The 24968-nt window shown below is 57.6% G+C and carries 24 protein-coding genes; 15 read left to right on the top strand and 9 right to left on the bottom strand.

Annotated features, from left to right (window positions below; all coding sequences use genetic code 11):
• Window positions 1-9: 9 nt before the first annotated feature.
• The 3 genes from EE949_RS12665 to EE949_RS12655 all read left to right on the top strand — a co-directional run bounded on the left by EE949_RS12665 (window position 10) and on the right by EE949_RS12655 (window position 2018).
• Window positions 10-615 carry an arylesterase gene (locus EE949_RS12665; RefSeq protein ID WP_122664606.1) on the top strand — a complete coding sequence of 202 codons (606 nt, stop codon included), beginning with the start codon at window positions 10-12 and terminating at the stop codon, window positions 613-615.
• Between the two features lie 56 nt (window positions 616-671).
• Entirely contained in the window at window positions 672-965 is a 294-nt protein-coding gene (locus EE949_RS12660; protein ID WP_122664605.1) for a hypothetical protein, read from the top strand.
• Window positions 966-1049: 84 nt separating this feature from the next.
• Window positions 1050-2018, top strand: a complete 969-nt coding sequence (locus EE949_RS12655) for a L,D-transpeptidase family protein (RefSeq protein ID WP_122664604.1) — start codon at window positions 1050-1052, stop codon at window positions 2016-2018.
• A gap of 862 nt (window positions 2019-2880) precedes the next feature.
• Here the strand turns inward: EE949_RS12655 and EE949_RS12650 are convergent.
• Window positions 2881-3132 (bottom strand): Lpp/OprI family alanine-zipper lipoprotein, encoded by a 252-nt coding sequence (locus EE949_RS12650; protein ID WP_027902232.1) that lies wholly within the window; start codon window positions 3130-3132, stop codon window positions 2881-2883.
• Between the two features lie 605 nt (window positions 3133-3737).
• Here EE949_RS12650 and EE949_RS12645 point away from each other — a divergent pair.
• Window positions 3738-4019 carry a GNAT family N-acetyltransferase gene (locus EE949_RS12645; protein WP_122664603.1) on the top strand — a complete coding sequence of 94 codons (282 nt, stop codon included), beginning with the start codon at window positions 3738-3740 and terminating at the stop codon, window positions 4017-4019.
• An 84-nt stretch (window positions 4020-4103) separates the two neighbouring features.
• On the opposite strand, the gene EE949_RS12640 is transcribed toward EE949_RS12645, so the two are convergent.
• Window positions 4104-5180, bottom strand: coding sequence for a 3-deoxy-7-phosphoheptulonate synthase (locus EE949_RS12640; RefSeq protein ID WP_162874239.1), 1077 nt, complete (start codon window positions 5178-5180; stop codon window positions 4104-4106).
• Window positions 5181-5424: 244 nt separating this feature from the next.
• Here EE949_RS12640 and EE949_RS12635 point away from each other — a divergent pair, with 244 nt between their 5' ends.
• The 5 genes from EE949_RS12635 (at window position 5425) to cysB (ending at window position 9387) form a co-directional block, all read left to right on the top strand.
• Window positions 5425-5760, top strand: a complete 336-nt coding sequence (locus EE949_RS12635; protein ID WP_122664635.1) for a thioredoxin family protein — start codon at window positions 5425-5427, stop codon at window positions 5758-5760.
• Between the two features lie 38 nt (window positions 5761-5798).
• The gene (locus tag EE949_RS12630; RefSeq protein WP_122664602.1) at window positions 5799-6755 is read left to right on the top strand and encodes a putative 2-dehydropantoate 2-reductase; all 957 of its coding nucleotides are present in this window, start codon (window positions 5799-5801) and stop codon (window positions 6753-6755) included.
• Window positions 6756-6778: 23 nt separating this feature from the next.
• Window positions 6779-7684, top strand: coding sequence for a 5'-nucleotidase (locus EE949_RS12625; protein ID WP_122664601.1), 906 nt, complete (start codon window positions 6779-6781; stop codon window positions 7682-7684).
• Between the two features lie 93 nt (window positions 7685-7777).
• Window positions 7778-8290, top strand: a complete 513-nt coding sequence (locus EE949_RS12620) for a universal stress protein (RefSeq protein WP_122664600.1) — start codon at window positions 7778-7780, stop codon at window positions 8288-8290.
• A gap of 122 nt (window positions 8291-8412) precedes the next feature.
• The gene (gene cysB / locus EE949_RS12615; protein ID WP_122664599.1) at window positions 8413-9387 is read left to right on the top strand and encodes an HTH-type transcriptional regulator CysB; all 975 of its coding nucleotides are present in this window, start codon (window positions 8413-8415) and stop codon (window positions 9385-9387) included.
• 153 nt (window positions 9388-9540) lie between these two features.
• On the opposite strand, the gene EE949_RS12610 is transcribed toward cysB, so the two are convergent.
• The 6 genes from EE949_RS12610 to EE949_RS29450 form a co-directional block, all read right to left on the bottom strand.
• Window positions 9541-10275 (bottom strand): phosphoadenylyl-sulfate reductase, encoded by a 735-nt coding sequence (locus EE949_RS12610; RefSeq protein ID WP_122664598.1) that lies wholly within the window; start codon window positions 10273-10275, stop codon window positions 9541-9543.
• Between the two features lie 202 nt (window positions 10276-10477).
• On the bottom strand, window positions 10478-11821 hold the full coding sequence (gene pabB / locus EE949_RS12605) for an aminodeoxychorismate synthase component I (RefSeq protein WP_122664597.1): 1344 nt from the start codon (window positions 11819-11821) through the stop codon (window positions 10478-10480).
• 106 nt (window positions 11822-11927) lie between these two features.
• Entirely contained in the window at window positions 11928-12905 is a 978-nt protein-coding gene (locus tag EE949_RS12600; protein ID WP_162874242.1) for an alpha-L-glutamate ligase-like protein, read from the bottom strand.
• A complete protein-coding gene (locus EE949_RS12595; RefSeq protein ID WP_122664595.1) occupies window positions 12905-14458 on the bottom strand; it encodes an inactive transglutaminase family protein in 1554 nt (517 codons plus the stop codon). The genes EE949_RS12600 and EE949_RS12595 overlap by 1 nt, the downstream gene beginning before the upstream one ends.
• 4 nt (window positions 14459-14462) lie before the next feature.
• A complete protein-coding gene (locus EE949_RS12590; protein WP_122664594.1) occupies window positions 14463-14999 on the bottom strand; it encodes an ATP-dependent zinc protease family protein in 537 nt (178 codons plus the stop codon).
• A gap of 119 nt (window positions 15000-15118) precedes the next feature.
• Window positions 15119-15325, bottom strand: a complete 207-nt coding sequence (locus EE949_RS29450) for a hypothetical protein (protein WP_162874238.1) — start codon at window positions 15323-15325, stop codon at window positions 15119-15121.
• On the opposite strand from EE949_RS29450, the gene EE949_RS12585 reads away from it, so the two are divergent.
• The 6 genes from EE949_RS12585 (at window position 15325) to prpD (ending at window position 23936) form a co-directional block, all read left to right on the top strand.
• Window positions 15325-16077 carry a GntR family transcriptional regulator gene (locus EE949_RS12585; RefSeq protein ID WP_240350533.1) on the top strand — a complete coding sequence of 251 codons (753 nt, stop codon included), beginning with the start codon at window positions 15325-15327 and terminating at the stop codon, window positions 16075-16077. The genes EE949_RS29450 and EE949_RS12585 overlap by 1 nt on opposite strands.
• Window positions 16074-16967 (top strand): methylisocitrate lyase, encoded by an 894-nt coding sequence (gene prpB, locus EE949_RS12580; RefSeq protein ID WP_122664593.1) that lies wholly within the window; start codon window positions 16074-16076, stop codon window positions 16965-16967. Before EE949_RS12585 ends, prpB begins: the two co-directional genes overlap by 4 nt.
• A gap of 132 nt (window positions 16968-17099) precedes the next feature.
• Window positions 17100-18227, top strand: coding sequence for a bifunctional 2-methylcitrate synthase/citrate synthase (gene prpC / locus EE949_RS12575; protein ID WP_122664592.1), 1128 nt, complete (start codon window positions 17100-17102; stop codon window positions 18225-18227).
• A gap of 166 nt (window positions 18228-18393) precedes the next feature.
• The gene (gene acnD / locus EE949_RS12570) at window positions 18394-20988 is read left to right on the top strand and encodes a Fe/S-dependent 2-methylisocitrate dehydratase AcnD (RefSeq protein ID WP_122664591.1); all 2595 of its coding nucleotides are present in this window, start codon (window positions 18394-18396) and stop codon (window positions 20986-20988) included.
• Window positions 20989-21160: 172 nt separating this feature from the next.
• On the top strand, window positions 21161-22357 hold the full coding sequence (gene prpF, locus EE949_RS12565; protein WP_122664590.1) for a 2-methylaconitate cis-trans isomerase PrpF: 1197 nt from the start codon (window positions 21161-21163) through the stop codon (window positions 22355-22357).
• A gap of 94 nt (window positions 22358-22451) precedes the next feature.
• Window positions 22452-23936, top strand: a complete 1485-nt coding sequence (gene prpD, locus EE949_RS12560) for a 2-methylcitrate dehydratase (RefSeq protein WP_122664589.1) — start codon at window positions 22452-22454, stop codon at window positions 23934-23936.
• A gap of 133 nt (window positions 23937-24069) precedes the next feature.
• Here the strand turns inward: prpD and ppsR are convergent, their stop codons facing one another.
• Window positions 24070-24888 (bottom strand): posphoenolpyruvate synthetase regulatory kinase/phosphorylase PpsR, encoded by an 819-nt coding sequence (ppsR, locus tag EE949_RS12555; protein WP_122664588.1) that lies wholly within the window; start codon window positions 24886-24888, stop codon window positions 24070-24072.
• Window positions 24889-24968 lie beyond the last annotated feature (80 nt).

The raw sequence follows: 24968 nt of genomic DNA, 5'->3' as shown, positions 1-24968 counted from the left end.
GAGAATCCGATGCGTGCGTGGTTTTTAAGTGCTGGCCTGGGTTTGCTGTTGCTGTCACAAGGCGCAGCGGCGGGCACAGTATTGATCGTTGGGGATAGTATCAGCGCGGCTTTCGGCCTGGATACCCGCGTGGGCTGGGTTGCCTTGCTTGAGCAGCGCATGAAGCAGGAGGGTTTCACCGATAAAGTGATCAACGCTTCCATCAGCGGGGATACCAGCTCAGGGGGCCAGGCGCGGCTGCCTGCGCTGCTTGCAGAGCACAAGCCGGAACTGGTGATCCTCGAACTGGGGGGTAATGATGGCTTGCGTGGCCAGCAGCCAACTCAATTGCAACAAAACCTTGCATCGATGATCGATCGCTCCCGGGATGCTGGCGCCAAGGTGCTTTTGCTGGGGATGCAGATCCCGCCGAACTACGGGCCGCGTTATACCAACGCGTTCAAGGCGGTTTACAGCAATCTGGCTGAAGAGAAGAAAGTGCCGCTGGTGCCCTTCTTTCTGGAGGGCGTGGGCGGTGTCCCCGAGCTGATGCAGGCTGACGGATTGCATCCAGCGGCAGGTGCCCAGCAAAAGTTGCTGGAAAATGTCTGGCCGACGCTAAAACCGCTGCTTTGAGGCTTTTCTAGCGGGGGGCTTTCGGCTAAGGTGGCGCCCCCAATCTGGAGCCCTCCATGCCACGTCCCGCCTGGTCGCTGTTTGCCTATCAAATGATCGAGCCCGATGAGCAGCTCGATCTGTTCGCGTGCCAGGAAGTCAAGGTGCATCTGGTTGCTCGTCAGCTTGAACTGGGCGGCACTGTAGACCGCACGCTGTGCGGGACGTTGTTGCCCGCGCAGCCGCGCTGGTCGCTGGTCGCACGCGAGGTTTTCCGTGATGAGCGGCTATGCTCGCTGTGTCGCGCCATCGTCGAAGCGCAGAAGCGGGGCACCAGACCGATCTGGCCTGAATTGCGATTCATGGAGTAAATTGCGGGTTGGCTCCCGGTCCAGCAGGTCTGGGTGTACAATTTGCCACTTTCACTACCCGCCGTATTGCCCAAGGATTCCCGGATGTTGTTGCGCATTCCAGCCGTTACCCGCTGCCTGTCGCTTGCTGCACTGTGTGCGGCGGGCTCCGTTTCCGCTTTGGAATTCCCTTTGCCGCCACCGGGCGAAGACATCATCGGCCAGGTACAGACCGTTACTGCCAGATACGAAGATACCTTCGCTGACCTGGGCACTAAGTATGATCTGGGTTATCTGGAAATGATCGCGGCCAACCCGGGCGTAGATCCCTGGTTGCCGGGCGCGGGTACCCAGATTGTGCTGCCGACCCGTTTCATACTGCCGCCCGGCCCGCGTGAGGGCATTGTGATCAACCTGTCCGAATACCGGATGTACTACTACCCAAAAGGTCAGAACGTCGTTCACACCTATCCGCTGGGTATTGGTCGTGAAGGCTGGGGGTCGCCTATTGGTGTCACCAAGGTGATTGCCAAGACACCTAATCCGACCTGGACGCCACCGGCTTCGATCCGCGCAGAGCACGCTGCTGATGGCGATCCGTTGCCAAACGTGGTGCCAGCGGGGCCGGACAATCCTCTGGGGCCGTTCAAGTTTGGTCTGGGGATGTCGGGTTACCTGATCCACGGTTCGAACAAGAAGTTTGGTATTGGCATGCGCACCAGTCACGGCTGCTTCCGTATGTATAACAACAACGTGCTGGAGCTGGCTGATATGGCCCCGGTGGGTACTACCGTGCGGATCATTGCCGAGCCTTACAAGTTTGGCTTGAGTGGTGGCAAGGTTTATCTGGAGGCGCATACGCCGGTGGATGACAACGGGAATCCGTCGGTGGTTGATAAGCACACGGCGGTGATCAATGCATTGCTCAAGCGTGAAGACCTGGCCAATAACCTGCGCATGAATTGGGATCTGGTGCGTGATGTGGTTGCGGCCGAGGATGGTATGCCGGTTGAAATCGCGGTGCCAGGTGCTGCGGTGGCTGCTACTGTGCAGGATTCGATTCCGTTGCAGTGATGGTTCTGCGTTGGTGTGGTTGGAGTTGTTCTTGCGTCCATATCCGTTACTGCGGTCGCGACTGCTATAGGTTGCGCTTTTACAGCGCGTCACTTTTGAAAAGAGCCCAAAAGTAACCAAAAGGCTCTTGCCCCCATCACTTGGCACCTCGCTGTCGCTCGGTGTACCCGCCCGCAGATCCTGAACCGTGGGCCGCCGCAATGGGCCATCCATGGCCCGGTGCGGCTAACCCGGCATCCTTGCCGGGTTGCCCACGGTTCAGAATCTGCGTTCGGCCGTCGTGATTTAACGGGGCGCCTCAGATCAAAATCAACAGCGCGGCGGCCTGACAGCCGACCTGTTTTCTTGGGTTTGCCGACATTCTGTAGGAGCTGCCGAAGGCTGCGAAGCGGTGTGTCAGGCGATATATTCGTTAGCCGTGCTGACGTCTCGCGAACAAGTTCGCTCCTACCGGTCCGCGGTGAAACCGCTGCTTTTGATCTGCTTTTGATTTTGATCTTAAGCGCCCCGTTAAACCACGCCGGCCGGAATTCGACATTGCTGTGTGGGGCAAACCGGCAGGGATGCCGGTTTAGCCGCCTCAGGCCATGGATGGCCGGTGGCGGCGGCGCCACGCAGCAATGTCGGATTACGGGCATGCCGAGCCTAGGCGAGGCACCCAGTGGTGGGGCAAGAGCGTTTTGGTTACTTTTGCGCTCCATCAAAAGTGACGCGGTGTAAAAGCGCAACCAATACCGGCCATAACTCCAATAACGGATATGCCCACACCAACCACCAACCGCAACCAAAAAAGCCAGCCAATAAAAAAGCCGACCCGGATAACCAGGTCGGCTTTCTTGCAACAACAATCCCGAAGGGATTATTACTTGCGGCTAGCCTTGTCCAACATACGCAGAGCGCGCTCGTTGGCTTCGTCAGCAGTTTGCTGAGCTTTTTGAGCAGCAGCCAGAGCTTCGTCAGCTTTGCGATACGCTTCGTCAGCGCGAGCTTGCGAACGAGCAGCTGCGTCTTCGGTAGCGGTCAGGCGAGCTTCGGTTTCTTTGGAAACGCTGCTGCAACCGGTAGCCAGAACTGCTGCCAGAGCCAGAGCAGAAAATTTCAGAGCGTTGTTCATTGTGTTCCCCTTCAAGGACTTTTTTTCAAATTAGTCATCTCTCGAAAATGAGAAAATGACCGGCGTACATAGTACCCACTGTTTGTAGTAAGTAAACTGACGAAGCGCAAGAAGCGGTACATTTTCTGCGCTTTGAAAGTGCTCCGCGTTACTTCCCACCGGTTTTGTATGAAAAGTATCCAGCTGTCTTGGCGTTTGCCTGCGCAGCCCCTGTAGCCGGAGGCTTGCGGGCAACAGCCCGACAGTTGTAAACGAGGATCGCCTACCCCGTCAGCGGGTGTCCATTGGCGCTTGGTATATGCCGAACATACACATGTTTAGCTTACGTCGAGGTGACTTTCAATTCACCTCGACGTCTCAATCGACAAGCTCCGGCAATGTTCAGTTCAATACGCTGATCAATCAGATGTTCGGTCGCGGCTTTTTGCGGTCGATACGCTTGAGCATATTCCCAAATGACGCCTACTATTTGCAGGTGCTCTTTTGTTGGGATCAGCAAAGCTCTTCTCGGTGTCCAAAACAGGCACGGGGTGGCGTAGATGTTCCTTCGCCGGAAAAACATCGGTAAGGTAGGGGTCAAATTCCAAGACCCGCGAGGAGTAGTGATGAGCGAGGCGTTGTCCATCCACCATGATGAGACCGGTCACCAGTTTGAAATCAGCATTGACGGTCACCGTGCGTACCTGACCTATATGGACCTGGGTAAGCAGACTCTGGATATTTACCGGACCTTCGTCCCCAACGCTCTGCGGGGCAGGGGGATTGCCGCTGCGCTGACTGAGCAGGCGCTCGACTATGCCGACAGCATTGGCTACACGGTCATACCGTCCTGCTCTTATGTAGAGCGCTACATGGAGCGCAATCAGCGTCAGGCGGCCAAGATCTGATGCTTGTTTCGAGCGGGTCCTGTTTCAGGCAGGCACTCAGAAAAACGCCGAGCATTTGCTCGGCGTTTTCGTTTCTGCTGCTGATCAGCCGCGTTGGCGTTTCGGCAGGACGTCCTTGAGCTTGGCGTGCATGCTGCGCAAGGTTTTTTCGGTGCTTTCCCAATCGATGCAGGCATCGGTCACGGATACGCCGTATTGCAGTTCCGACAGATCCTTGGGAATGGCCTGACAGCCCCAGTTCAAATGACTCTCAACCATCAGGCCGATGATCGACTGGTTGCCTTCCAGAATCTGGTTGGCGACGTTTTCCATGACCAGTGGTTGCAGGGCCGGGTCTTTGTTGGAGTTGGCGTGGCTGCAGTCGACCATGATGTTGGGCTTGATCTTCGCCTTGTTCAGCGCCTGTTCGCACAGGGCAACGCTGACCGAATCATAGTTGGGTTTGCCGTTGCCGCCGCGCAGTACGACGTGACCGTAAGCATTGCCTTTGGTGGTCACGATGGACACGCCACCTTCCTGATTGATGCCCAGGAAACGGTGCGGGCTGGAGACCGATTGCAGTGCATTGATAGCAACGGTCAGGCCGCCGTCGGTGCCGTTCTTGAAACCCACTGCCGAAGACAGGCCCGAAGCCATTTCCCGGTGAGTCTGGGATTCGGTGGTCCGTGCGCCGATGGCCGACCAGCTGATCAGGTCCTGCAGATACTGCGGGGAGATCGGGTCCAGTGCTTCGGTAGCGGTCGGCAGGCCCATTTCGGCCAGGTCCAGCAGCAATTGGCGGCCGATATGCAGGCCATCCTGAATCTTGAATGAGTCGTCCAGGTACGGATCGTTGATCAGGCCTTTCCAGCCCACGGTTGTGCGAGGCTTCTCGAAGTAGACGCGCATCACCAGATACAGTGTGTCGGAAACCTCGGCAGCCAGCGCCTTGAGGCGTTCGGCGTATTCGTGCGCAGCCTTGATGTCATGGATCGAGCACGGCCCGATCACGATGAACAGGCGATGATCCTTGCCATCGAGAATGTCGCGTACCACTTCACGGCCCTGGCTGACTGTTTTCAGTGCAGCGGCGGTGAGCGGAATTTCACGCTTGAGCTGATCCGGCGTGATCAGAGTCTCGTTGGAGGAAACGTTGAGGTCGTCAATCGGTAAATCAGCCATCGTGCTACTCATCAGGTCGCGTATGCCGGCCGCCAACGAACCCCGTGGGGCGAAGCCAGGCATGATTGAGCGAAACGGGGGACCGAACCTTAGCGCGTTAGGCCTTGCCGATACAATGGGCAAACGCTGCTTTATCGAGCTGCAAGGACTATTGGTGGTCAGTTTTACGCGCCTGCGTTGTGTTGCCACCATTTGCAAGCTGCCGTGCGGGCAACGATAGTGTTCGCCTTGATCGGGGGTGTATTTGAATCAGCTTGAACTTAGCGACTTTGATGTCGACCAGCAGTTGTTGCAGTTACCTGGCTCTTCCTTGTTGATCTTTACCAGCGTTGGCTGCGCCAGTTGTCGTTATGCCCGGCAACAGCTGCCAGCACTGGATCTTGCGATTGACCGGATATGCTGGATAGATGCTGCTGAAAACGGTGGGGCAGTGGCGCGTTATGAGGTGTTTCATTTACCAGCGCTGTTCCTTATCAGTGATGGGCAGTTTTATGGCGCGTTGCGTACGAAGCTGACCGGGCAGGACCTGCGACAGGCAGTGGCGGGTGCATTGGCGCGCGAGTCTGACGAACTGCCTTGAGTTCGACGCGGCAACACAGTCTCTACAGGAGGTATCACATGAAGGGTGAATTGAAGCAGCCACGGATAGGCATTATCGGCACTGGGGCAATCGGCGGTTTTTACGGGGTGATGCTGGCCAGAGCCGGGTTCGATGTGCATTTTCTCTTGCGCAGCGAGCTGAGCGTAGTGGCACGCGAAGGGCTGCATATTCAAAGCGCAGTGCATGGCGAGCTGGTGCTCAATCCGGTTCAGGCTTATTCCAGCGCAGCAGATATGCCGCCCTGCGACTGGCTGCTGATTGGAGCCAAGTCCACGTCCAATGCAGAGCTGGCGCCCGCCATCATTCAGGCGGCAGCCCCGGATGCCAAGGTGTTGGTCTTGCAGAACGGCCTGGCCGTAGAGGACAGCTTGCGTGCCAGGATACCTGACACGCTGCACTTGCTGGGCGGTTTGTGTTTCATCTGTGTGCATCGTTCAGGCCCCGGCAACGTGGTGCATCAAGCGCTGGGTGGCGTCAATCTGGGCTATCACAGTGGCCCGGCTGTTGATGACATGGCTCGCCAGGCAATCGTCGAGCAGGGCGCAAGCCTGTTTCATTCTGCAGGCCTGAACTCCGAGGCCATGACCAATCTGCAGCAGGCGCGTTGGCAGAAACTGGTCTGGAATATTCCTTACAACGGCTTGTCAGCCTTGCTGCAGGCCGGCACCTCGGAACTGATGACGAACGCCAATACCCGTGCATTGATTCTGGCGTTGATGGATGAAGTGACACGAGGGGCGCAGGCTTGTGGTTATGTACTGTCTGAGGGCTATGCCCAAAACCTGTTCGCCATGACCGAGAAAATGCCGGATTATCACCCGAGCATGTATCTGGACTATCAGGCGCAGCGCCCCCTTGAGCTGGAGGCCATCTATGCTCAGCCGTTGAGTGCCGCCATGCAGGCGGGATGCGATATGCCCCAAGTGCGCATGCTGTATCAGGCTCTGTCGTTTCTCGACGCACGTAATAGCTGAACCACATGAGGTGCGGGTAGAACATGGCTATCGGTCTGGATAAGAAGCTGGTCTTGGCGATTTCTTCCCGCGCGTTGTTTGATTTGCGTGAAAGCCATGCGATCTACACCGCCGATGGGGTTGAGGCTTATCGCAAGTATCAGATTGATCATGAGGACGAGATTCTCGAACCTGGTGATGCTTATCTGCTTGTGGAGAAACTCCTGAGTCTTAACACTCGCCTGAGCAATGCTCGGGTCGAGGTCATTCTGGTGTCGCGCAACAGTGCTGACACCGGCCTGCGGGTGTTCAATTCGATTCAGCATTATGGGCTGGATATCACTCGCGCCGCGTTCGTGGGTGGTCGAAGTCCTTATCCCTATCTGGCGGCCTTTGGCTGTCACCTGTTTCTGTCCACCCATGCCGAGGATGTGCGCAGTGCGCTGGACGCGGGTTTCGCAGCGGCAACCATCCTGTCAGGCGGCGCACGCCGGGCGGCCAGCGCCGAACTGCGTATTGCTTTCGACGGTGATGCGGTGCTGTTTTCCGATGACTCCGAGCGGGTCTACCAGTCGGGTGGTCTTGAAGCATTCCAGGCCAGCGAACGCGAGTCTGCACGTGAGCCGCTGCGCGGTGGACCGTTCAAGCCTTTCCTGGCCGCGCTTAATCTTTTGCAGCGCGAATTCCCGGAAGAAGCGTGTCCGATTCGTACTGCTCTGGTAACGGCGCGTTCTGCTCCGGCTCATGAGCGAGTGATCCGTACTTTGCGGGAATGGGACATTCGGCTTGATGAGTCGTTGTTTCTGGGCGGACTTGAGAAGTCAGCGTTTCTTGAAGCGTTCGCCGCTGATGTGTTCTTTGACGATCAGCCCGGTCACTGCGAGAAGGCTCGTGATGTGGTTGCTACCGGGCACGTGCCCCATGGCATCAGTAATGAGCTGAAGGCATGAGGGCAGCGGCCTGCAGGTAATTGCCGTCGCAGTCGTTTGTGCGCTGCTAAGCTGAATCCATCTCCGCCATTCTGGCTGTTCGGGAGGATGCACATGATACGTTCGATGCTCTATGCCACAGACCTTGGTCTGTACGCGCCCTATGTTATGCAGCACGCGCTGGCACTGGCTCGAACCTTCAAGGCCGAGCTCTATGTGGTGCATGTGGTGGAGCCCATGGGGTTATTCGCCGAGTCGGTTCTGCAAAGCTATCTGGGTGAGGATGCGTTGAAAGATCTGCGCAGCCAGGGGCTGAGTTCAGTCATGGAGGGGATTGAGCAGAAAGTCCTGGATGGCTTTCGGGACGAGTTGGGGGCGGATCATCAGGACCTGGCACTGATCAGTACCGTACGCGTAGTGCAGGGCGATCCCTGCAATATGATTCTGGAGCAGGCCGATAAGCTCAAGGTGGACTTGCTGGTGGTTGGCAGCCATAGCCGTGGGGCGGAAACCACCACGCCTATAGGTCGCACTGCGGCACGGGTCCTTCAGCTCTCGCAGGTGCCGGTGTACATGGTGCCGGGTTGTACGAAAAGCGTGCGCAGGTCCAACGGGCTCATCGATTGAAATCGTGCGTGCCTTTATCGCTTAAAGATGATAAAAAGTTCTAGCTACGTCGTCCTGACCATTAATCCAGTTATATACCGTCGCAGATGCCCTCGGGCGTCTTCCTGCTTTGAGGGATTCATATGAAGCTTCAACAATTGCGCTACATCTGGGAAGTGGCGCACCACGACCTCAACGTTTCCGCGACGGCTCAGAGCCTTTATACCTCTCAGCCCGGCATCAGCAAGCAGATCCGCCTGCTCGAAGATGAGTTGGGTGTTGAGGTTTTTGCTCGCAGTGGCAAGCACCTGACCCGCGTTACCCCGGCCGGTGAGCGCATCATTACTACGGCCGGCGAGATCCTGCGCAAGGTTGAAAGCATCAAGCAAATTGCCCAGGAATTCTCCAACGAGAAGAAAGGCACGCTATCGATCGCAACCACGCACACCCAGGCCCGTTATGCGCTGCCGCCGGTGATCAGCAATTTCATCAAGCAATACCCGGATGTGTCGCTGCATATGCATCAAGGTTCGCCAATGCAGATCGCGGAAATGGCTGCGGATGGCACAGTGGATTTCGCTATCGCGACAGAGGCCCTGGAGTTGTTTGGTGATCTGGTGATGATGCCGTGCTACCGCTGGAACCGCTGCGTTGTGGTGCCACATGGTCATCCACTGACCAAAGTGCCCAAGCTGACGCTGGAACTGCTGGCTGAATACCCGATTGTGACTTACGTGTTCGGTTTCACCGGCCGCTCCAAGCTGGACGAAGCCTTCAGCCATCGCGGTCTGACGCCGAAAGTCGTGTTTACCGCCGCTGACGCCGACGTGATCAAGACTTATGTCCGCCTGGGCCTGGGTGTCGGCATCGTTGCCAAAATGGCCGTCGATACCAAGCTGGACAACGATCTGGTCATGCTTGATGCAAGCGATCTGTTCGAATCAAGCGTCACCAAGATCGGTTTCCGTCGCGGTACTTTCCTGCGCGGTTTCATGTGCGACTTCATCGAAAAATTCGCTCCGCACCTGACCCGCGAAGTCATGGCCAAAGCAATCCAGTGCCACAACAAGCAGGAGCTGGAAGAGCTGTTTGACGGGGTTGAATTACCGGTGCATTGACTGGCTGGTTTCGATGAAGTTTTGTGCAGACTGTGTGGGAGCGAATTCATTCGCGAAGAGGCCAGTACTCCAGCTGAAGATCTGCAGGCTGGAATGCCGCCTTCGCGAATGAATTCGCTCCCACAGGTGATGTAATCACCCGCAGGAATATCGTTACACCTTGGCGATCAGGTTCCCCGAATGCAGGCCGCATTCCTTCTGCGTCGCTTCTTCCCACCACCAGCGACCTTCGCGCTCATGCTGGTTCGGCAGCACCGGACGCGTGCAAGGCTCACAGCCAATACTGATGAAACCACGCTCGTGCAGGCTGTTGTACGGCAGTTCGAGCATCCGGATATAGCCCCAGATTTCTTCGCTGCTCATCTGTGCCAACGGGTTGAACTTGTACAGGGTGCGCTCGGGTGTCGAGAATGCGCTGTCGATTTCCAGTGCCGCCACGTGGCTGCGGGTGCCAGGGCTCTGGTCACGACGCTGACCGGTTGCCCAGGCCTTCACGCCAGACAGTTTTCGGCGCAATGGTTCGATTTTACGTACGCCACAGCATTCGCCATGACCGTCCCGGTAAAAGCTGAATAAACCCTTTTCCTTTACGAAGGGTTCGAGCTTCTGTTGATCCGGGGTCATGATCTCGATATCGATCTTGTAATGCTCGCGAACCTGCTCGATAAAGCGATAGGTCTCCGGGTGCAGGCGACCCGTGTCCAGGCTGAACACCTTGACGTTTTTGTTCAGTTTCCAGGCCATGTCCACCAGCACCACGTCTTCGGCGCCGCTGAACGAAATCCACAGTTCGTCACCGAAGTGCTGAAAGGCCAGTTTGAGGATGTCCTGGGCCGACTTGTTGGCGTAGGTCGCTGCAAGTTCGGCGACATCGAAGGGTGTGCTCATCAGGCGGTTTCCTAAATATGGCGCTTAGGCGCTCGTAATGAGGCGAATGTTAACAAAATCCTTCAGCGAATTGGCCTGCGGGATGCTCGCGTGTTGTGTGGAAACGACGTGGGACCGGCTTCAGCCGGGAAGAGGCCGGTGCATTTGACACATCTGTATCGGCAGAAATACCGTCTTCCCGGCTAAAGGCGAGCCCGCGTCGTCAAAGCGCTTCCAGCGTATTCAGCAGAACCCGCACTTTGGTAAACGACTCCTGATATTCCGCTTCGCATTCTGAGTCTGCGACGATGCCGCCGCCGGCCCAGCAAGAAACCTTGCCGTCTTTAAGCAACAGGCTACGGATCGCGATGGAGCTGTCCATTTCGCCGCGCACATCCAGATACATCAATGAACCGCAATAAATGCTGCGCCGGGTCGGCTCCAGTTCATCGATGATCTGCATCGCGCGGATTTTCGGCGCGCCGGTGATGGAGCCTCCGGGAAAGCTGCCTGCGAGCAAGTCCAGTGCATCGTGATCATCCGCCAGCTCGCCCACTACGCTGCTGACCAGATGGTGCACGTTGGGGTAGCTTTCCAGGCTGAACAGCTCAGGTACTTTTACTGAGCCAATCCTGCAACTGCGGCCCAGATCATTGCGCAGCAGATCGACGATCATCAGGTTTTCCGCACGGTCCTTGGTGCTGGACAGCAGTTCCTGCGCGTAGGCTTGATCTTCTGCGGCGTCCTGACCGCGAGGGCGTGTACCTTTGATGGGGCGTGTCTCGACGTGGCCATGGCTGACCCTGACAAAGCGCTCTGGTGAAAGGCTCAAGACCGCGTCGCCTTCCGGCAGTGCCTGGTATCCGGAAAAGGGCGTCGGGCAGGCGTGGCGCAACGCGCAATAAGCCGCCCACGAGTCGCCTTGGTATCGGGCCTGGAAACGCTGGGTGAGATTGACCTGATAACAGTCGCCTGCCTGAATGTAGGCCTGAATCTTTTCGAAGGCGGCACGATAAACGTCGGCATTGATCGACGGTGCAAAATGACCTTGCAGGCTGAAGATACCTTGCCCGGATTCATGCGATTGGCTGAATAGCTCAATCAGCCGCTGACGCTCGCTATCCACCAGCGATGGATGAAACACCAGTTGGCTGGTGTGCTGCTGGTGATCGCTGACCAGCGCCCAGTCGTACAGACCCAGACGCGCATCGGGAAGCTGCAGATCATCAACCGCCGCCCCGGATTGCGCCTCCAGGCGGCGACCGAAGTCATAACTGAGATAGCCGATCAGGCCACCTGCAAAGGGTAGCCCGCAGTCCGAGGGCAATTGGGCGTGACCCAGGTCGTTCAAGCCTGCGCGCAAACGCTGGAAAAACTCACTGCCGGTTTCTGTAGCGTCCGGCAGAAAGGTCTGCACTGGCCATGCGCTCAGCAGGTCGAAGCGTCCGCGTTCGGCAACGGGGCGGCCGCTGTCCAGCAGCACTGCGCCCGGCGCGTGGCGGATACGTTGAAACCAGGCTGCCGGGTCGGGGGAGTAGGGCAGCGGATAGAGTGAGCAATCAGGCATTCGAGGATGTCAGTTCGGAGCGCGGGGTGGGGATTGTAGTCCTCCGCCGGGATCACTCCTAGTGGCGCGTCGGAGTCGCCGTTCACATGGAGCCACTATCCCGCTTCTATTGCGGCGGTACGTGACCGAACAGCTCCTGGACAAACTGCAGGCGCTGTTCAGGTGTTTCCTGTTCGCCGTTGAGCGCCAACTGTTCCAGCCGTGCTTCCACAGCCTGGGTCCTGTGGGTCAACCCGCAGTCGTTGGCGATCTGAATGTTGAGGCCGGGGCGGGCGTTGAGTTCGAGGATCAGCGGCCCGTGCTCCTGGTCAAGCACCATGTCGACGCCGATGTAGCCCAGCCCACACAGCTCATAACACTCGGCAGCCAGCTTCATGAAGCCATCCCAGTTCGGCAACTGTACGCCGTCCACCGCGTTGGTGGTGTCCGGGTGCTTGGTGATGATGGAGTTCAGCCAGGTGCCGCGAAGGGTAATGCCGGTGGCCAGATCGACACCCACGCCAATAGCGCCCTGATGGAGGTTGGCCTTGCCGCCAGACTGCCGGGTTGGCAGGCGCAGCATGGCCATGACCGGGTAGCCCATCAGCACGATGATGCGTATATCCGGCACGCCTTCGTAGCTGATGCTTTTGAAAATCTGATCCGGGGTGACCCGGTATTCGATCAGCGCCCGATCCCGGTGGCCGCCCAGGGAGTAAAGCCCGGTGAGGATGCTCGACACCTGATGCTCGATTTCCGAGTGGCTGACGATGCGCCCTGAAACAGTCCGATAGCGACCCTCGAAACGATCAGCGATCACCAGGATGCCGTCGCCGCCAGCGCCCTGAGCAGGCTTGATCACAAAGTCACTGCGCCCGCCAATGATCTCGTCGAGCTTGTCGATTTCTTTCTCGGTGGAAATGACCCCGTACATTTCTGGCACATTGATGCCCGCGGCAATGGCCCGTTCCTTGGTGATGATCTTGTCATCGACAATCGGATACAGGCTGCGCTTGTTGTACTTGAGCACGTAATCGGCATTACGCCGGTTGATGCCCATGATGCCCCGGGCTTCGAGGGCCTTCCAGGTTTTCCAGAGGCCGATCATTTGGCTTCTTCTTGCTTGGATTCTTCCTTGAGGAAGGCTTTGAAGCGAACGAGTTCGGTCAGGCGATAACCGCGATAGCGACCCATTGCCAACATGAAGCCCACCAGAATCAACAGCACTGCCGGGAAGGTGAAGACAAAGTAGATCAGCTCCGGGACGCTCATGATGATGTGCGCCAGAGATGCGGCGAACAGCGTGCCAATGGCGACTTTCATGGCATGACCGCCGCCCCGTTCTTCCCAGGTAATCGACAAGCGTTCAATGGTCATCGTCAGAATCACCATCGGGAACAGCGCCACTGAAAGGCCGCGCTCCAGGCCGAGTTTGTGGCTGAGTACGCTGATGGCTGCGATCAGCACCACCACGAACGTCAGTACCACCGACAGGCGGGGCAGCATTTGCAGCTTCAGGTGTTCCAGATAGGAGCGTAATGACAGGCCGAGCGCGGTGATCACCGTGAACAGGATGATGCCGAAGCCGAGCTGGGTTTCCCTGAAGGCGAGGGCGATCAATACCGGTGTAAAGGTACCTAGCGTCTGCAGGCCGATCAGGTTGCGCAGGACCAGAATCACCAGCACGCCAATCGGGATCATGACCATGATCATGAACGTTTGCTGGGTTTCCAGTGGCAGACCATACAACGAATATTCAAGAAAGTCGGCGTCAGTGCTGGCGTCAGTCAACTGGGCCAGACGGATCGCGTTCATTTCGCTGTTGTTGAGGCTGAAGGTGACGACGGCTTTTCTGCCGCCATCGACAGTGATCAGGTTCTCGTCGCCCGTCCACCACAACAGACGATCATCAGGCAGGCCCTTTTCACCCGTGTCCGGGTTGAAGTAGAGCCAGTCCTTGCCGTTGAAGCTGCGCAACCACAATTCCGGACTCTGTGGCTGGTCAGCGACAAGGCGAATGGTATGGACCTTTTCCATCGGTACGTGAGCGATGGACAGCAGCAATTCGGTGATGCGCGCTTTGTTTGAGCTGGAGGTATCACCGGCCAGCAGCAACTTCACGTTGTCATCATTGAGGTTGTTGACCCGCTTGATGGCTTCGGTGATGAAGGTTTCAACGTCTGCAGAGTGCTGACGGATAGGGGCAAGCAGCGCTTCGGCGGCGACTTTTTCCGGACCCTCGACGGCAATGCTGTCGCGGAATATCGGCCCTTTGGTCTTCAGCCTTTCTCCGCTATAGCGCTTGGTCAGCACCAGGCGGTAATACAGCGTCTGGTTGCCGGTTGCCCGGCGTGCCGACCAGGTCACCTTGCGGTTGCCATCGACACGATTGACGCTGACCCCGTAGTTATTGGAAATGAAGCTTTCGTTCAGGCTGATGAAGTCTCGCGCCAGCGGCGGGACGAACATCTGGACCTTTACCGAATCCTTATTGTTGTTGGCGACGAATTCGACCTTGGCATCGATATTCCACAGGTCGTCGGTTTCGTCCTCGGTCACCGGAATGCCGAGCGCCAGAATCTGATAGGCCGTGATTGCGATTCCGAGGGTCACCAGGACGCCAATCAGGATTTTCAGATGCAGAGTCAGAGAGCGCATTGGTTTACTCGGTGGTTTGAGCAGTGATTTCACAGCCAGGCTTGCCCGCTGCGTACTTAAGGCTTGGATCGACCAGCGCATCAAAGCGTTTTAACGCTTCGGAGCCGATCAAAAGCGGGTATTGGAAAGCACTTCGGTCGGTCAAGTTCACTTCTATCGTGCGTAAAGATGCACCCATGCATACATCAAGGCTGATAACCGGGCGCGCGGTGTACTTTTTATCATCGTCTGCATCGTAATCATCGGCGCGCCGTTTGATCTTGCTGACCCGGGCCAGTGGCCGTTCAATAGGGTGCGCATGGGCATCATCGATTGCCAGATAAAAGCGTACCCAGGTCTCACCGTTGCGCTTGAAATGTTTGATGTCCCGAGCGCTCAGTGAAGCAGTCTTGGCGCCAGTGTCGAGTTTGGCGGCGACTTGCAGGTCGATATCGTTGAGCTGGGCGTACTCGTTCAGACCGTAGACGGTCTTGTCCGCCGCCAGGGCGTTAACGGATAACAGAAGGAGGCAGAGCAGGGCGGGAAGGGCTTTGAAAGTCATAGATCCTGGCACATTGAGGGCGGTCATCCAGACGTCGACCCTGAGTCATTTAGTGGCTGGCGCAGTGCTATTACTGACAATCAGCTGGGGCGGCATTCTAGCATGAAGGTTCGCCTCGCTCACTGCGACGATCCTGTGAGCAGTGCTTCTGTGGGAGCCGCGATAAGCGCCTCAATATCTAAATGTTGTGGTGCTTTCATCGCGGGCAAGCCCAGCTCCCACAAGCCGTAGCTTGCAATGGTATTGTCGACACCTTCAGGATTTTCTTTGACTGATTGGCGTTCCAGGGCTATTTTTAGCTCAAATAAATTCAATGGTGTCGACAATGTTGGACTCGGCCGAAAGTGCTGCTCCAGTGACAGACGATTCGGAAACCCTCTCCGAAAACGTCTTCCGTCGCATCCAGGCGGCCATCATCAAAGGCGAGATCGCGCCCGGCAGCAAGATTTCCGAGCCTGAACTGGCGCGCACCTACGGCATCAGTCGTGGCCCTTTGCGCGAAGCTATCCACCGTCTCGAAGGCCAGCGTCTGCTGGTGCGTGTGCCGCATGTGGGCGCGCGGGTCGTTTCCCTGAGTCACGCCGAACTGATCGAACTCTACGAAATCCGTGAATCGCTGGAAGGCATGGCATGTCGCCTGGCGGCCGAACGCATGACGGCACAGGAGATCGACGAGCTGCGCCGAGTGCTGGACACCCACGAGCTCGATGCAGCCTTTCAGGCGGGAGTTGGCTATTACCAGCAGGAAGGTGATTTCGACTTCCATTACCGGATCATTCAAGGCAGCGGCAATCGCACGCTGACGCAGATGCTCTGCGGCGACCTGTATCAGCTGGTCCGCATGTACCGTATCCAGTTCTCCGCAACGCCCAATCGTCCCCGCCAGGCATTTGCCGAACACCACCGCATTCTCGACGCCATCGCCGACCGTGACGGTGAGTTGGCCGAACTGTTGATGCGCCGGCATATCGCTGCGTCCAAACGCAACATCGAACGGCACTATCTGGACCAGAATTTAGACCAGCATTTAGCTCAGCGGCCCCTAGAAAAGCCTGCTCCAACCCGAGGTGAACAATGAATTCCAATAAAACCACTCCAGGCCAGCGTTTTCGTGATGCGGTTGCCAGCGAACAGCCGTTGCAAGTGGTAGGTGCGATCAATGCCAATCATGCGTTGCTGGCCAAGCGCGCCGGGTTCAAGGCTATTTATCTGTCCGGTGGCGGAGTGGCAGCCGGATCGTTGGGAATTCCTGATCTGGGGATTACCGGGCTGGATGATGTGTTGACTGACGTGCGTCGCATTACCGACGTCTGCGACCTTCCATTGCTGGTCGACGTGGACACCGGCTTCGGTTCGTCGGCGTTCAACGTGGCGCGCACCGTGCGCTCGATGATCAAGTTCGGCGCTGCGGCGATCCACATTGAAGACCAGGTGGGCGCCAAGCGTTGCGGGCATCGCCCGAATAAAGAAATCGTTACCCAGCAGGAAATGGTCGATCGTATCAAGGCTGCAGTCGATGCTCGCACCGACGACAGTTTCGTGATCATGGCCCGCACTGATGCACTGGCGGTTGAGGGGCTGGAGTCAGCACTTGAGCGCGCCGCGGCATGCATCGAGGCCGGCGCTGACATGGTGTTCCCGGAAGCCATCACCGAACTGGACATGTACAAACTGTTTGCCTCGCGGGTCAACGCTCCGATTCTGGCCAATATCACTGAGTTTGGTGCTACGCCGCTGTTCACCGTGGATGAGCTGCGCAGCGCCGATGTTTCTCTGGTGCTCTATCCTTTGTCGGCATTCCGCGCCATGAACAAGGCGGCGGAAAACGTCTATGGCGCGATTCGCCGGGATGGCAGCCAGAAGAATGTGGTCGACACCATGCAGACTCGGATGGAGCTGTATGACGCAATTGATTACCACACCTTTGAGCAGAAACTTGATGCGCTGTTTGCGCAGAAGAAGGGTTAATTTTCCTGTAGGAGCTGCCAAAGGCTGCCATGGCGGTATGTCTGGATGAAGCTTCGCAGCCTGCGGCAGCTCCTACAGAACATAATGATCTGAATTGCCAAATCCCTAAAAAATCCAAGATTGGAGAGAGCAATGGCTGAAGCAAAAGTATTGAGTGGCGCTGGCCTGCGTGGCCAGGTTGCCGGACAGACTGCCTTGTCTACCGTGGGCCAGACCGGTGCTGGTCTGACCTATCGTGGCTACGATGTGAAAGAGCTGGCCGCCGAGGCCCGTTTTGAAGAAGTTGCCTACCTGTTGCTGTACGGCGAATTGCCGACTCAAGCGCAACTGGACACGTATCTGGCGAAGCTGAAAAAACTTCGCGACCTGCCGCAAGCCTTGAAAGAAGTGCTTGAACGTATTCCGGCCGACACGCATCCGATGGACGTGATGCGCACCGGCGCGTCGATGCTGGGCACCCTCGAGCCGGAAACCGGCTTCGAGCAACAGCGCGATTCCACCGACCGCCTGCTCGCCGCGTTCCCGGCGATCATGTGCTACTGGTACCGCTTCAGCCATGACGGCAAACGAATCAATTGCGTGACTGACGAAAATTCCATCGGCGCGCACTTCCTGCACCTGTTGCTGGACAAGAAGCCCAGCGAGCTGCACTGCAAGGTCATGGACGTGTCGCTGATCCTTTATGCGGAGCACGAATTCAACGCGTCGACTTTCACCGCGCGGGTGTGCGCATCGACGCTGTCCGACCTGTTCTCGTGCATCACCGCGGCCATCGGCACGTTACGCGGCCCGCTGCACGGTGGGGCGAACGAAGCGGCGATGGACATGATCGAGAAGTTCGGCTCTGCCGAAGAGGCGGTCAAAGGCACCCTCGGTATGCTGGAGCGTAAAGACAAGATCATGGGCTTCGGCCATGCGATCTATAAAGAGTCGGATCCGCGCAACGAAGTGATCAAGGGTTGGGCGAAACAGCTGGCTGACGAAGCGGGCGATACCGTGTTGTATCCAGTGTCCGAAGCTATCGACAAAACCATGTGGGAGCAGAAAAAGCTGTTCCCCAACGCTGACTTCTACCATGCCTCTGCGTACCACTTCATGGGCATTCCGACCAAGCTATTCACGCCGATTTTCGTCTGCTCGCGCCTGACTGGCTGGGCTGCGCATGTCTTCGAGCAGCGCGCCAATAACCGCATCATCCGCCCCAGCGCCGAATACGTCGGCGTTGCGCAGCGCAGTTTTGTGAGCATCGAAAAGCGCTGACCATAAACGTTATTGCTGACCCAACACTGGATCTGTAGGAGCTGCCGAAGGCTGCGATGGCAGTGTTTCAGGAAGAATGCTTCGCAGCCTTCGGCAGCTCCTACAGAGAGGTGTTTTACAGCCTCCTACAAAGCTCCCCCCATTTCCGTGATTGAGTCCTTGCGCCATGAATTCAGAACACCGCAAACCCTTGCCCGGCACTTCACTGGATTACTTCGATGCCCGTGAGGCGGTCGATGCGATCAAGCCGGGTGCTTATGACGGCTTGCCCTACACCTCACGCGTGCTGGCGGAAAATCTGGTGCGACGCTGCGATCCGGCAACCCTGAGAGCCTCCCTTGAGCAATTGATCGAGCGCAAGCGCGATCTGGACTTTCCCTGGTTTCCGGCGCGCGTCGTGTGCCATGACATCCTGGGGCAGACCGCGCTGGTTGACCTTGCCGGATTGCGTGACGCGATTGCCTTGCAAGGGGGAGACCCGTCGCTGGTCAATCCCGTCGTGCCGACGCAGTTGATCGTCGATCACTCTCTGGCGGTCGAGCACGGTGGCTTCGAGGCGGATGCTTTCGAGCGAAACAGGGCCATTGAGGATCGGCGCAACGAGGACCGTTTTCACTTCATCAACTGGACTAAAAAGGCGTTCAAGAACGTCGATGTGATCCCGCCTGGCAACGGCATCATGCACCAGATCAATCTGGAGCGAATGTCGCCGGTGGTGCATGCGCTGGATGGCGTGGCGTTCCCGGATACGCTGGTGGGCACTGACAGCCACACGCCCCATGTGGACGCATTGGGAGTGATCGCCATTGGCGTCGGCGGGCTTGAGGCCGAAAGCGTAATGCTCGGTCGGGCATCATGGATGCGCCTGCCGGATATCATCGGTGTGGAGTTGGTGGGCAAGCGTCAGCCGGGAATCACCGCGACCGACATCGTGCTGGCCGTTACCGAGTTCCTGCGCGCCGAGAAAGTCGTGTCTTCTTACCTGGAGTTTTTCGGCGAGGGGGCTAACGCGCTGACGCTGGGGGATCGGGCGACCATTTCCAACATGACCCCGGAATTCGGTGCGACGGCGGCGATGTTTTACATCGACCAGCAAACCCTTGATTACCTGACCCTGACGGGACGCGATCCCGAGCAGGTCAAATTGGTCGAAACCTACGCGAAACAGACGGGGTTGTGGGCAGACAGCCTGCGAACCGCCGAGTACGAACGGGTGCTGAGGTTCGATCTGTCCAGCGTGGTGCGCAATATCGCCGGGCCTTCCAACCCCCATCGCCGCGTGCCGACCTCCGAGCTGGCGGCCATGGGTATTTCCGGTGTCGTGGAAAACGAACCGGGTCTGATGCCTGACGGCGCAGTGATCATTGCGGCCATTACCAGTTGCACGAACACCAGCAACCCGCGCAACGTAATCGCTGCAGGTTTGCTGGCGCGCAACGCCAATGCCGCTGGCCTGACCCGCAAGCCTTGGGTGAAGTCGTCTCTGGCCCCGGGGTCCAAAGCCGTGCAGTTGTACCTGGAAGAAGCTGGCCTGCTGCCGGAACTGGAAGCGCTAGGCTTTGGTATCGTCGGTTTTGCCTGCACGACCTGTAATGGCATGAGTGGCGCGCTGGACCCGGTTATCCAGCAGGAGGTCATCGACCGCGATCTTTACGCCACGGCGGTGTTGTCCGGTAACCGTAATTTCGATGGGCGTATTCATCCTTACGCCAAACAGGCCTTCCTGGCTTCGCCGCCGTTGGTGGTCGCGTATGCAATTGCTGGCACCATTCGTTTTGATATCGAAAAGGACGTGCTCGGCACCGATAAAGCGGGCAATCCGGTCACCCTGAAAGATATCTGGCCCAGCGATGAAGAAATCGATGCGGTGGTCAAGGCCAGCGTCAAGCCGGATCAGTTTCGTCAGGTCTACATCCCGATGTTCGAGATCAAGGCCGACAACGGCGAGCAGGTCAAACCCCTTTACGACTGGCGTGCACCGAGTACTTACATTCGGCGCCCACCTTATTGGGAGGGCGCATTGGCCGGTGCTCGTCCTTTGAAAGGGATGCGACCGCTGGCGGTATTGGGCGACAACATCACCACCGATCATCTGTCACCTTCGAACGCCATCATGCTCGACAGCGCTGCCGGGGAGTACCTGGCCAAAATGGGCTTGCCGGAAGAGGACTTCAACTCTTACGCGACTCACCGCGGCGATCACCTCACAGCCCAGCGCGCGACGTTTGCCAACCCCAAACTGCTCAACGAAATGGTCCGCATCGACGGCAAGGTCAAGCAGGGCTCGCTGGCCCGTGTCGAGCCCGAAGGTCAGGTCACGCGGATGTGGGAAGCCATCGAAACCTACATGGAGCGCAAGCAGCCACTGATCATCATTGCCGGAGCTGACTACGGCCAGGGTTCATCCCGTGACTGGGCAGCCAAAGGCGTGCGGCTGGCGGGCGTCGAAGCGATTGCCGCAGAAGGTTTCGAGCGTATCCACCGCACCAACCTGGTAGGCATGGGCGTCCTGCCGCTGGAGTTCAAGCCGGGTGTTGATCGGCATACCCTGGGAATTGATGGCAGCGAAACCTTTGACGTGATCGGCGAGCGTATTCCGCGCAGCACCTTGACGCTGGTGATCAATCGCAAGAACGGTGAGCGAGTTGAAGTGCCTGTTACCTGCCGCCTTGATACCGCCGAAGAGGTTTCGATCTACGAAGCAGGTGGCGTGTTGCAGCGGTTTGCACAGGACTTTCTTGAGGCGGCCGAGGTGGTTTGATCAGTAGTGGGAGCCATTTTCTGTTGGAGCGAGGCTTGCCCGCGAAGGCTGCTTAGGGACTCAGCGCAAGTTTATGCCTGTACTGGCTTCTTCGCGGGCAAGCCTCGCTCCAACGGGTTCAGTTTCAGCGCGCGACAGCGTTCGAGTCCAATCAAGAAGGGACAACGATTTCATGACTCACAAAGCACAAATAAAAATCCCCGCCACTTATATGCGGGGCGGTACCAGCAAAGGCGTTTTCTTCAACCTTGCCGACTTGCCTGAAAGTGCGCAGTTCCCCGGCGCTACGCGTGACGCTTTGCTGCTGCGGGTTATTGGCAGCCCTGATCCCTATGAGAAACAGATCGATGGCATGGGCGGGGCAACCTCCAGCACCAGCAAAACCGTCATCGTATCGCGCAGCAGTCACGCCGATCATGACGTGGACTATCTGTTTGGCCAGGTTTCCATCGACAAGCCTTTCGTCGACTGGAGTGGCAACTGCGGCAACCTTTCTGCGGCAGTAGGCCCTTTCGCGATCAACAGCGGTTTGGTAGAGGCCTCGCGCATTCCGCAAAATGGCATCGCCGTGGTGCGCATCTGGCAGGCGAATATCGGCAAGACGATCATTGCCCATGTGCCGATTACCGACGGCGCGGTGCAGGAAACCGGCGATTTCGAACTGGATGGCGTGACGTTTCCCGCCGCCGAGGTGCAGCTTGAGTTCCTCGATCCGGCAGCTGATGAAGAGGGTGAGGGCGGTTCGATGTTCCCCACTGGCAATCTGGTGGATGAGCTGGCGGTACCGGGAATCGGCACGTTCCAGGCAACTTTTATCAACGCAGGGATCCCGACGATCTTCGTCAATGCCCGTGACATTGGCTACACCGGTAGCGAGTTGCAGGGCGATATCAATGACGATCCGAAAGCCCTGGCGATGTTTGAAGCGATCCGTGCCCATGGCGCGCTGCGTATGGGCCTGATCAAGCACCTGGACGAAGCTGCGACTCGTCAGCACACGCCCAAAGTCGCCTTTGTGGCCGGGCCCGCCGACTACACTGCGTCCAGTGGCAAGCCGGTGGCGGCCAGCAGCATCGATTTGTTGGTGCGTGCGATGTCCATGGGCAAGCTGCACCACGCCATGATGGGCACTGCCGCCGTGGCGATTGGCACGGCGGCCGCGATTCCGGGCACGCTGGTCAACCTCGCCGCAGGCGGTACTGAGCGTGAGGCTGTACGTTTTGGGCACCCCTCGGGCACGTTACGGGTTGGCGCGCAGGCAACGCATAGCAACGGCGAATGGAAAGTCACCAAGGCCATCATGAGCCGCAGCGCCCGGGTGTTAATGGAAGGGTGGGTGCGGGTTCCAGATAGTGCATTGGTAAGGTGAACGCTGGACTGTAGCCAACGTGTGGTGAGGTGATGCCTGCACCCGCGCTTCGCCAACAAGTTGGCTACAGGGTAATAATCACTGGAGTGAAATCATGACCAGCAACGTTGATCTGAACAACCGCCCGGACTACGACCAGGTTTTGCAGGACATCGCTGACTATGTATTGAATTACAAGGTCGAGTCCGCGCTGGCACTGGATACCGCACGCAATAGCCTGATCGATGCGCTGGGCTGTGGCTTGCTGTCCTTGCGCTTTCCTGAGTGCACGAAGCATCTTGGGCCGATTGTCGAGGGCACGATTGTGCCGCTCGGCGCCCGGGTACCCGGCACGAACTTGCGTCTGGATCCGGTCAAGGCGGCATGGGACATCGGTTGCATCATCCGCTGGCTGGATTACAACGACACATGGCTGGCTGCGGAGTGGGGGCATCCTTCGGACAATCTGGCGGCCATTCTGGCCGTGGCTGACCATATCTCCCAGAAGCGGGTCGCCTATGGCGAAGCACCCTTGAACATGCGTGATGTGCTCGAAGCCATGGTCATGGCCCACGAAATACAGGGTGTACTGGCGCTGGAAAACTCTTTCAATCGGGTAGGTCTGGATCATGTGGTGCTGGTTAAGGTGGCCTCTACGGCACTCAGTGCCAGGCTCATGGGCGCTAATCGTGAGCAGATGCTGTCGGCGTTGTCGCATGCGTTTGTTGATGGCCAGGCGCTGCGTACTTATCGGCATGCGCCCAACGCAGGCTCGCGCAAATCATGGGCTGCGGGGGATGCCAGCAGTCGCGGCGTGCGGCTGGCGGATATTGCCCTGCGTGGCGAAATGGGCATACCTGGCGCACTGAGCGCGGCGCAGTGGGGCTTTTATGACGTTTCCTTTAGCCAGACTAATAGAGACTTGGCGCTCAAGCCCGAGGGCAAGCGTCAGTTCAGTCTGTCCCAGCCGTACGGCAGCTACGTGATGGAAAACGTGTTGTTCAAAGTCAGTTTTCCTGCGGAGTTTCATGCCCAGACTGCTTGCGAAGCTGCCGTGATCCTGCATCCGCTGGTGCGTAACAGGCTTTCCGAGATCGACAGAATTGTCGTCACGACCCATGAATCGGCGATCCGGATCATTTCCAAGGAAGGCCCGCTGGCGAACTCTGCCGACCGGGATCATTGCCTGCAGTACATGATTGCCGTGCCGTTGGTCTATGGCACGCTGGTGGCCGAGCATTACGAAGACAGCTTTCATGCCGCGCACCCGATCATCGACCAGTTACGCGAAAAGATGGTGGTCATTGAGGAGGAACGCTACAGCCGCGATTATCTGGATCCGGAAAAGCGCTCCATCGCCAATGCGATCCAGGTGTATTTCAAAGATACGACCAGCACTGACCGTATCGAAATCGAATATCCCATAGGCCATCGCCGCCGCCGTGCCGATGGCATCCCGCTGCTGGAGGCGAAGTTCAAGAGCAACCTGGCAAGCCGATTTCCCCCTCAGCGCTGTGAACAGATTTTTGCCTTGTGCAAAGATCAGGAGCAACTGGAGGGGATGGCGGTTAACCGGTTTATGGAGATGTGGGTGGGGTGAGCGCGGGCGCCAAGTGCCCTAATCAAACTACTGGATTGAAATGCATTTTCTGTAGGAGCTGCCGAAGGCTGCGATCAGTTATCGCTGACACACCGCCATCGCAGCCTGCGGCAGCTCCTACAGATTTCAAGCATTACTTGAAACGCCGCTCGACGCCTTTTTCCACCAGCACCTTGGCGGAGATTTCTTCCACGGAGAAATGGGTGGAGTTGATGTGCGGGATGTTTTCCCGGCGAAACAGGCTCTCCACTTCGCGAACCTCGAATTCGCACTGCGCATAGCTGGAATAGCGGCTGTTGGGTTTGCGCTCGTGGCGAATGGCAGTCAGGCGATCCGGGTCAATGGTCAGGCCAAACAACTTGTTGCGGTGTTCCTTCAGCGCGTTCGGCAGTTGAAGGCGCTCCATGTCATCTTCGGTCAGCGGGTAATTGGCGGCGCGGATGCCGAACTGCATGGCCATGTACAGACAGGTCGGGGTTTTGCCGCACCGGGAAACCCCCACCAGAATAATGTCAGCCTTGTCGTAGTAGTGCGTACGGGCACCATCGTCGTTGTCCAGCGCAAAGTTCACCGCCTCGATCCGCTCCATGTAATTGGAGTTGTGGCCGATGGAGTGCGATTTGCCCACCGAGTAGGAGGAGTGTGAACTAAGCTCTTGCTCCAGCGGTGCCAGGAAGGTCGAAAAGATGTCGATCATGAAACCATTGGACGTCGCCAGGATCTCGCGAATGTCCTGATTGACGATGGTGTCGAAGATGATCGGGCGGACATCGTCCTTCTCGGCGGCATTGTTGATTTGTTGTACCATCGCCCGCGCTTTCTCGACGCTGTCGATATAGGGCCTGGTGAACTTGTTGAACGTAATGTTCTCAAATTGCGCTAGCAGGCTCTGGCCAAGGGTCTCGGCAGTAATACCGGTGCCGTCGGAGATGAAGAAAGCAGATCGTTTCATTTGCGCCTTTGGCCTTAAGCTGGTGACGATTGTTGGATATCATAGGCGCGCTTGCGAACCTGAGTGACTGGCATTCGCAA

The sequence above is a fragment of the Pseudomonas viridiflava genome (assembly GCF_900602065.1).
Classification (GTDB): domain Bacteria; phylum Pseudomonadota; class Gammaproteobacteria; order Pseudomonadales; family Pseudomonadaceae; genus Aquipseudomonas.
This window is presented reverse-complemented; position numbering and strand designations above follow the sequence as displayed.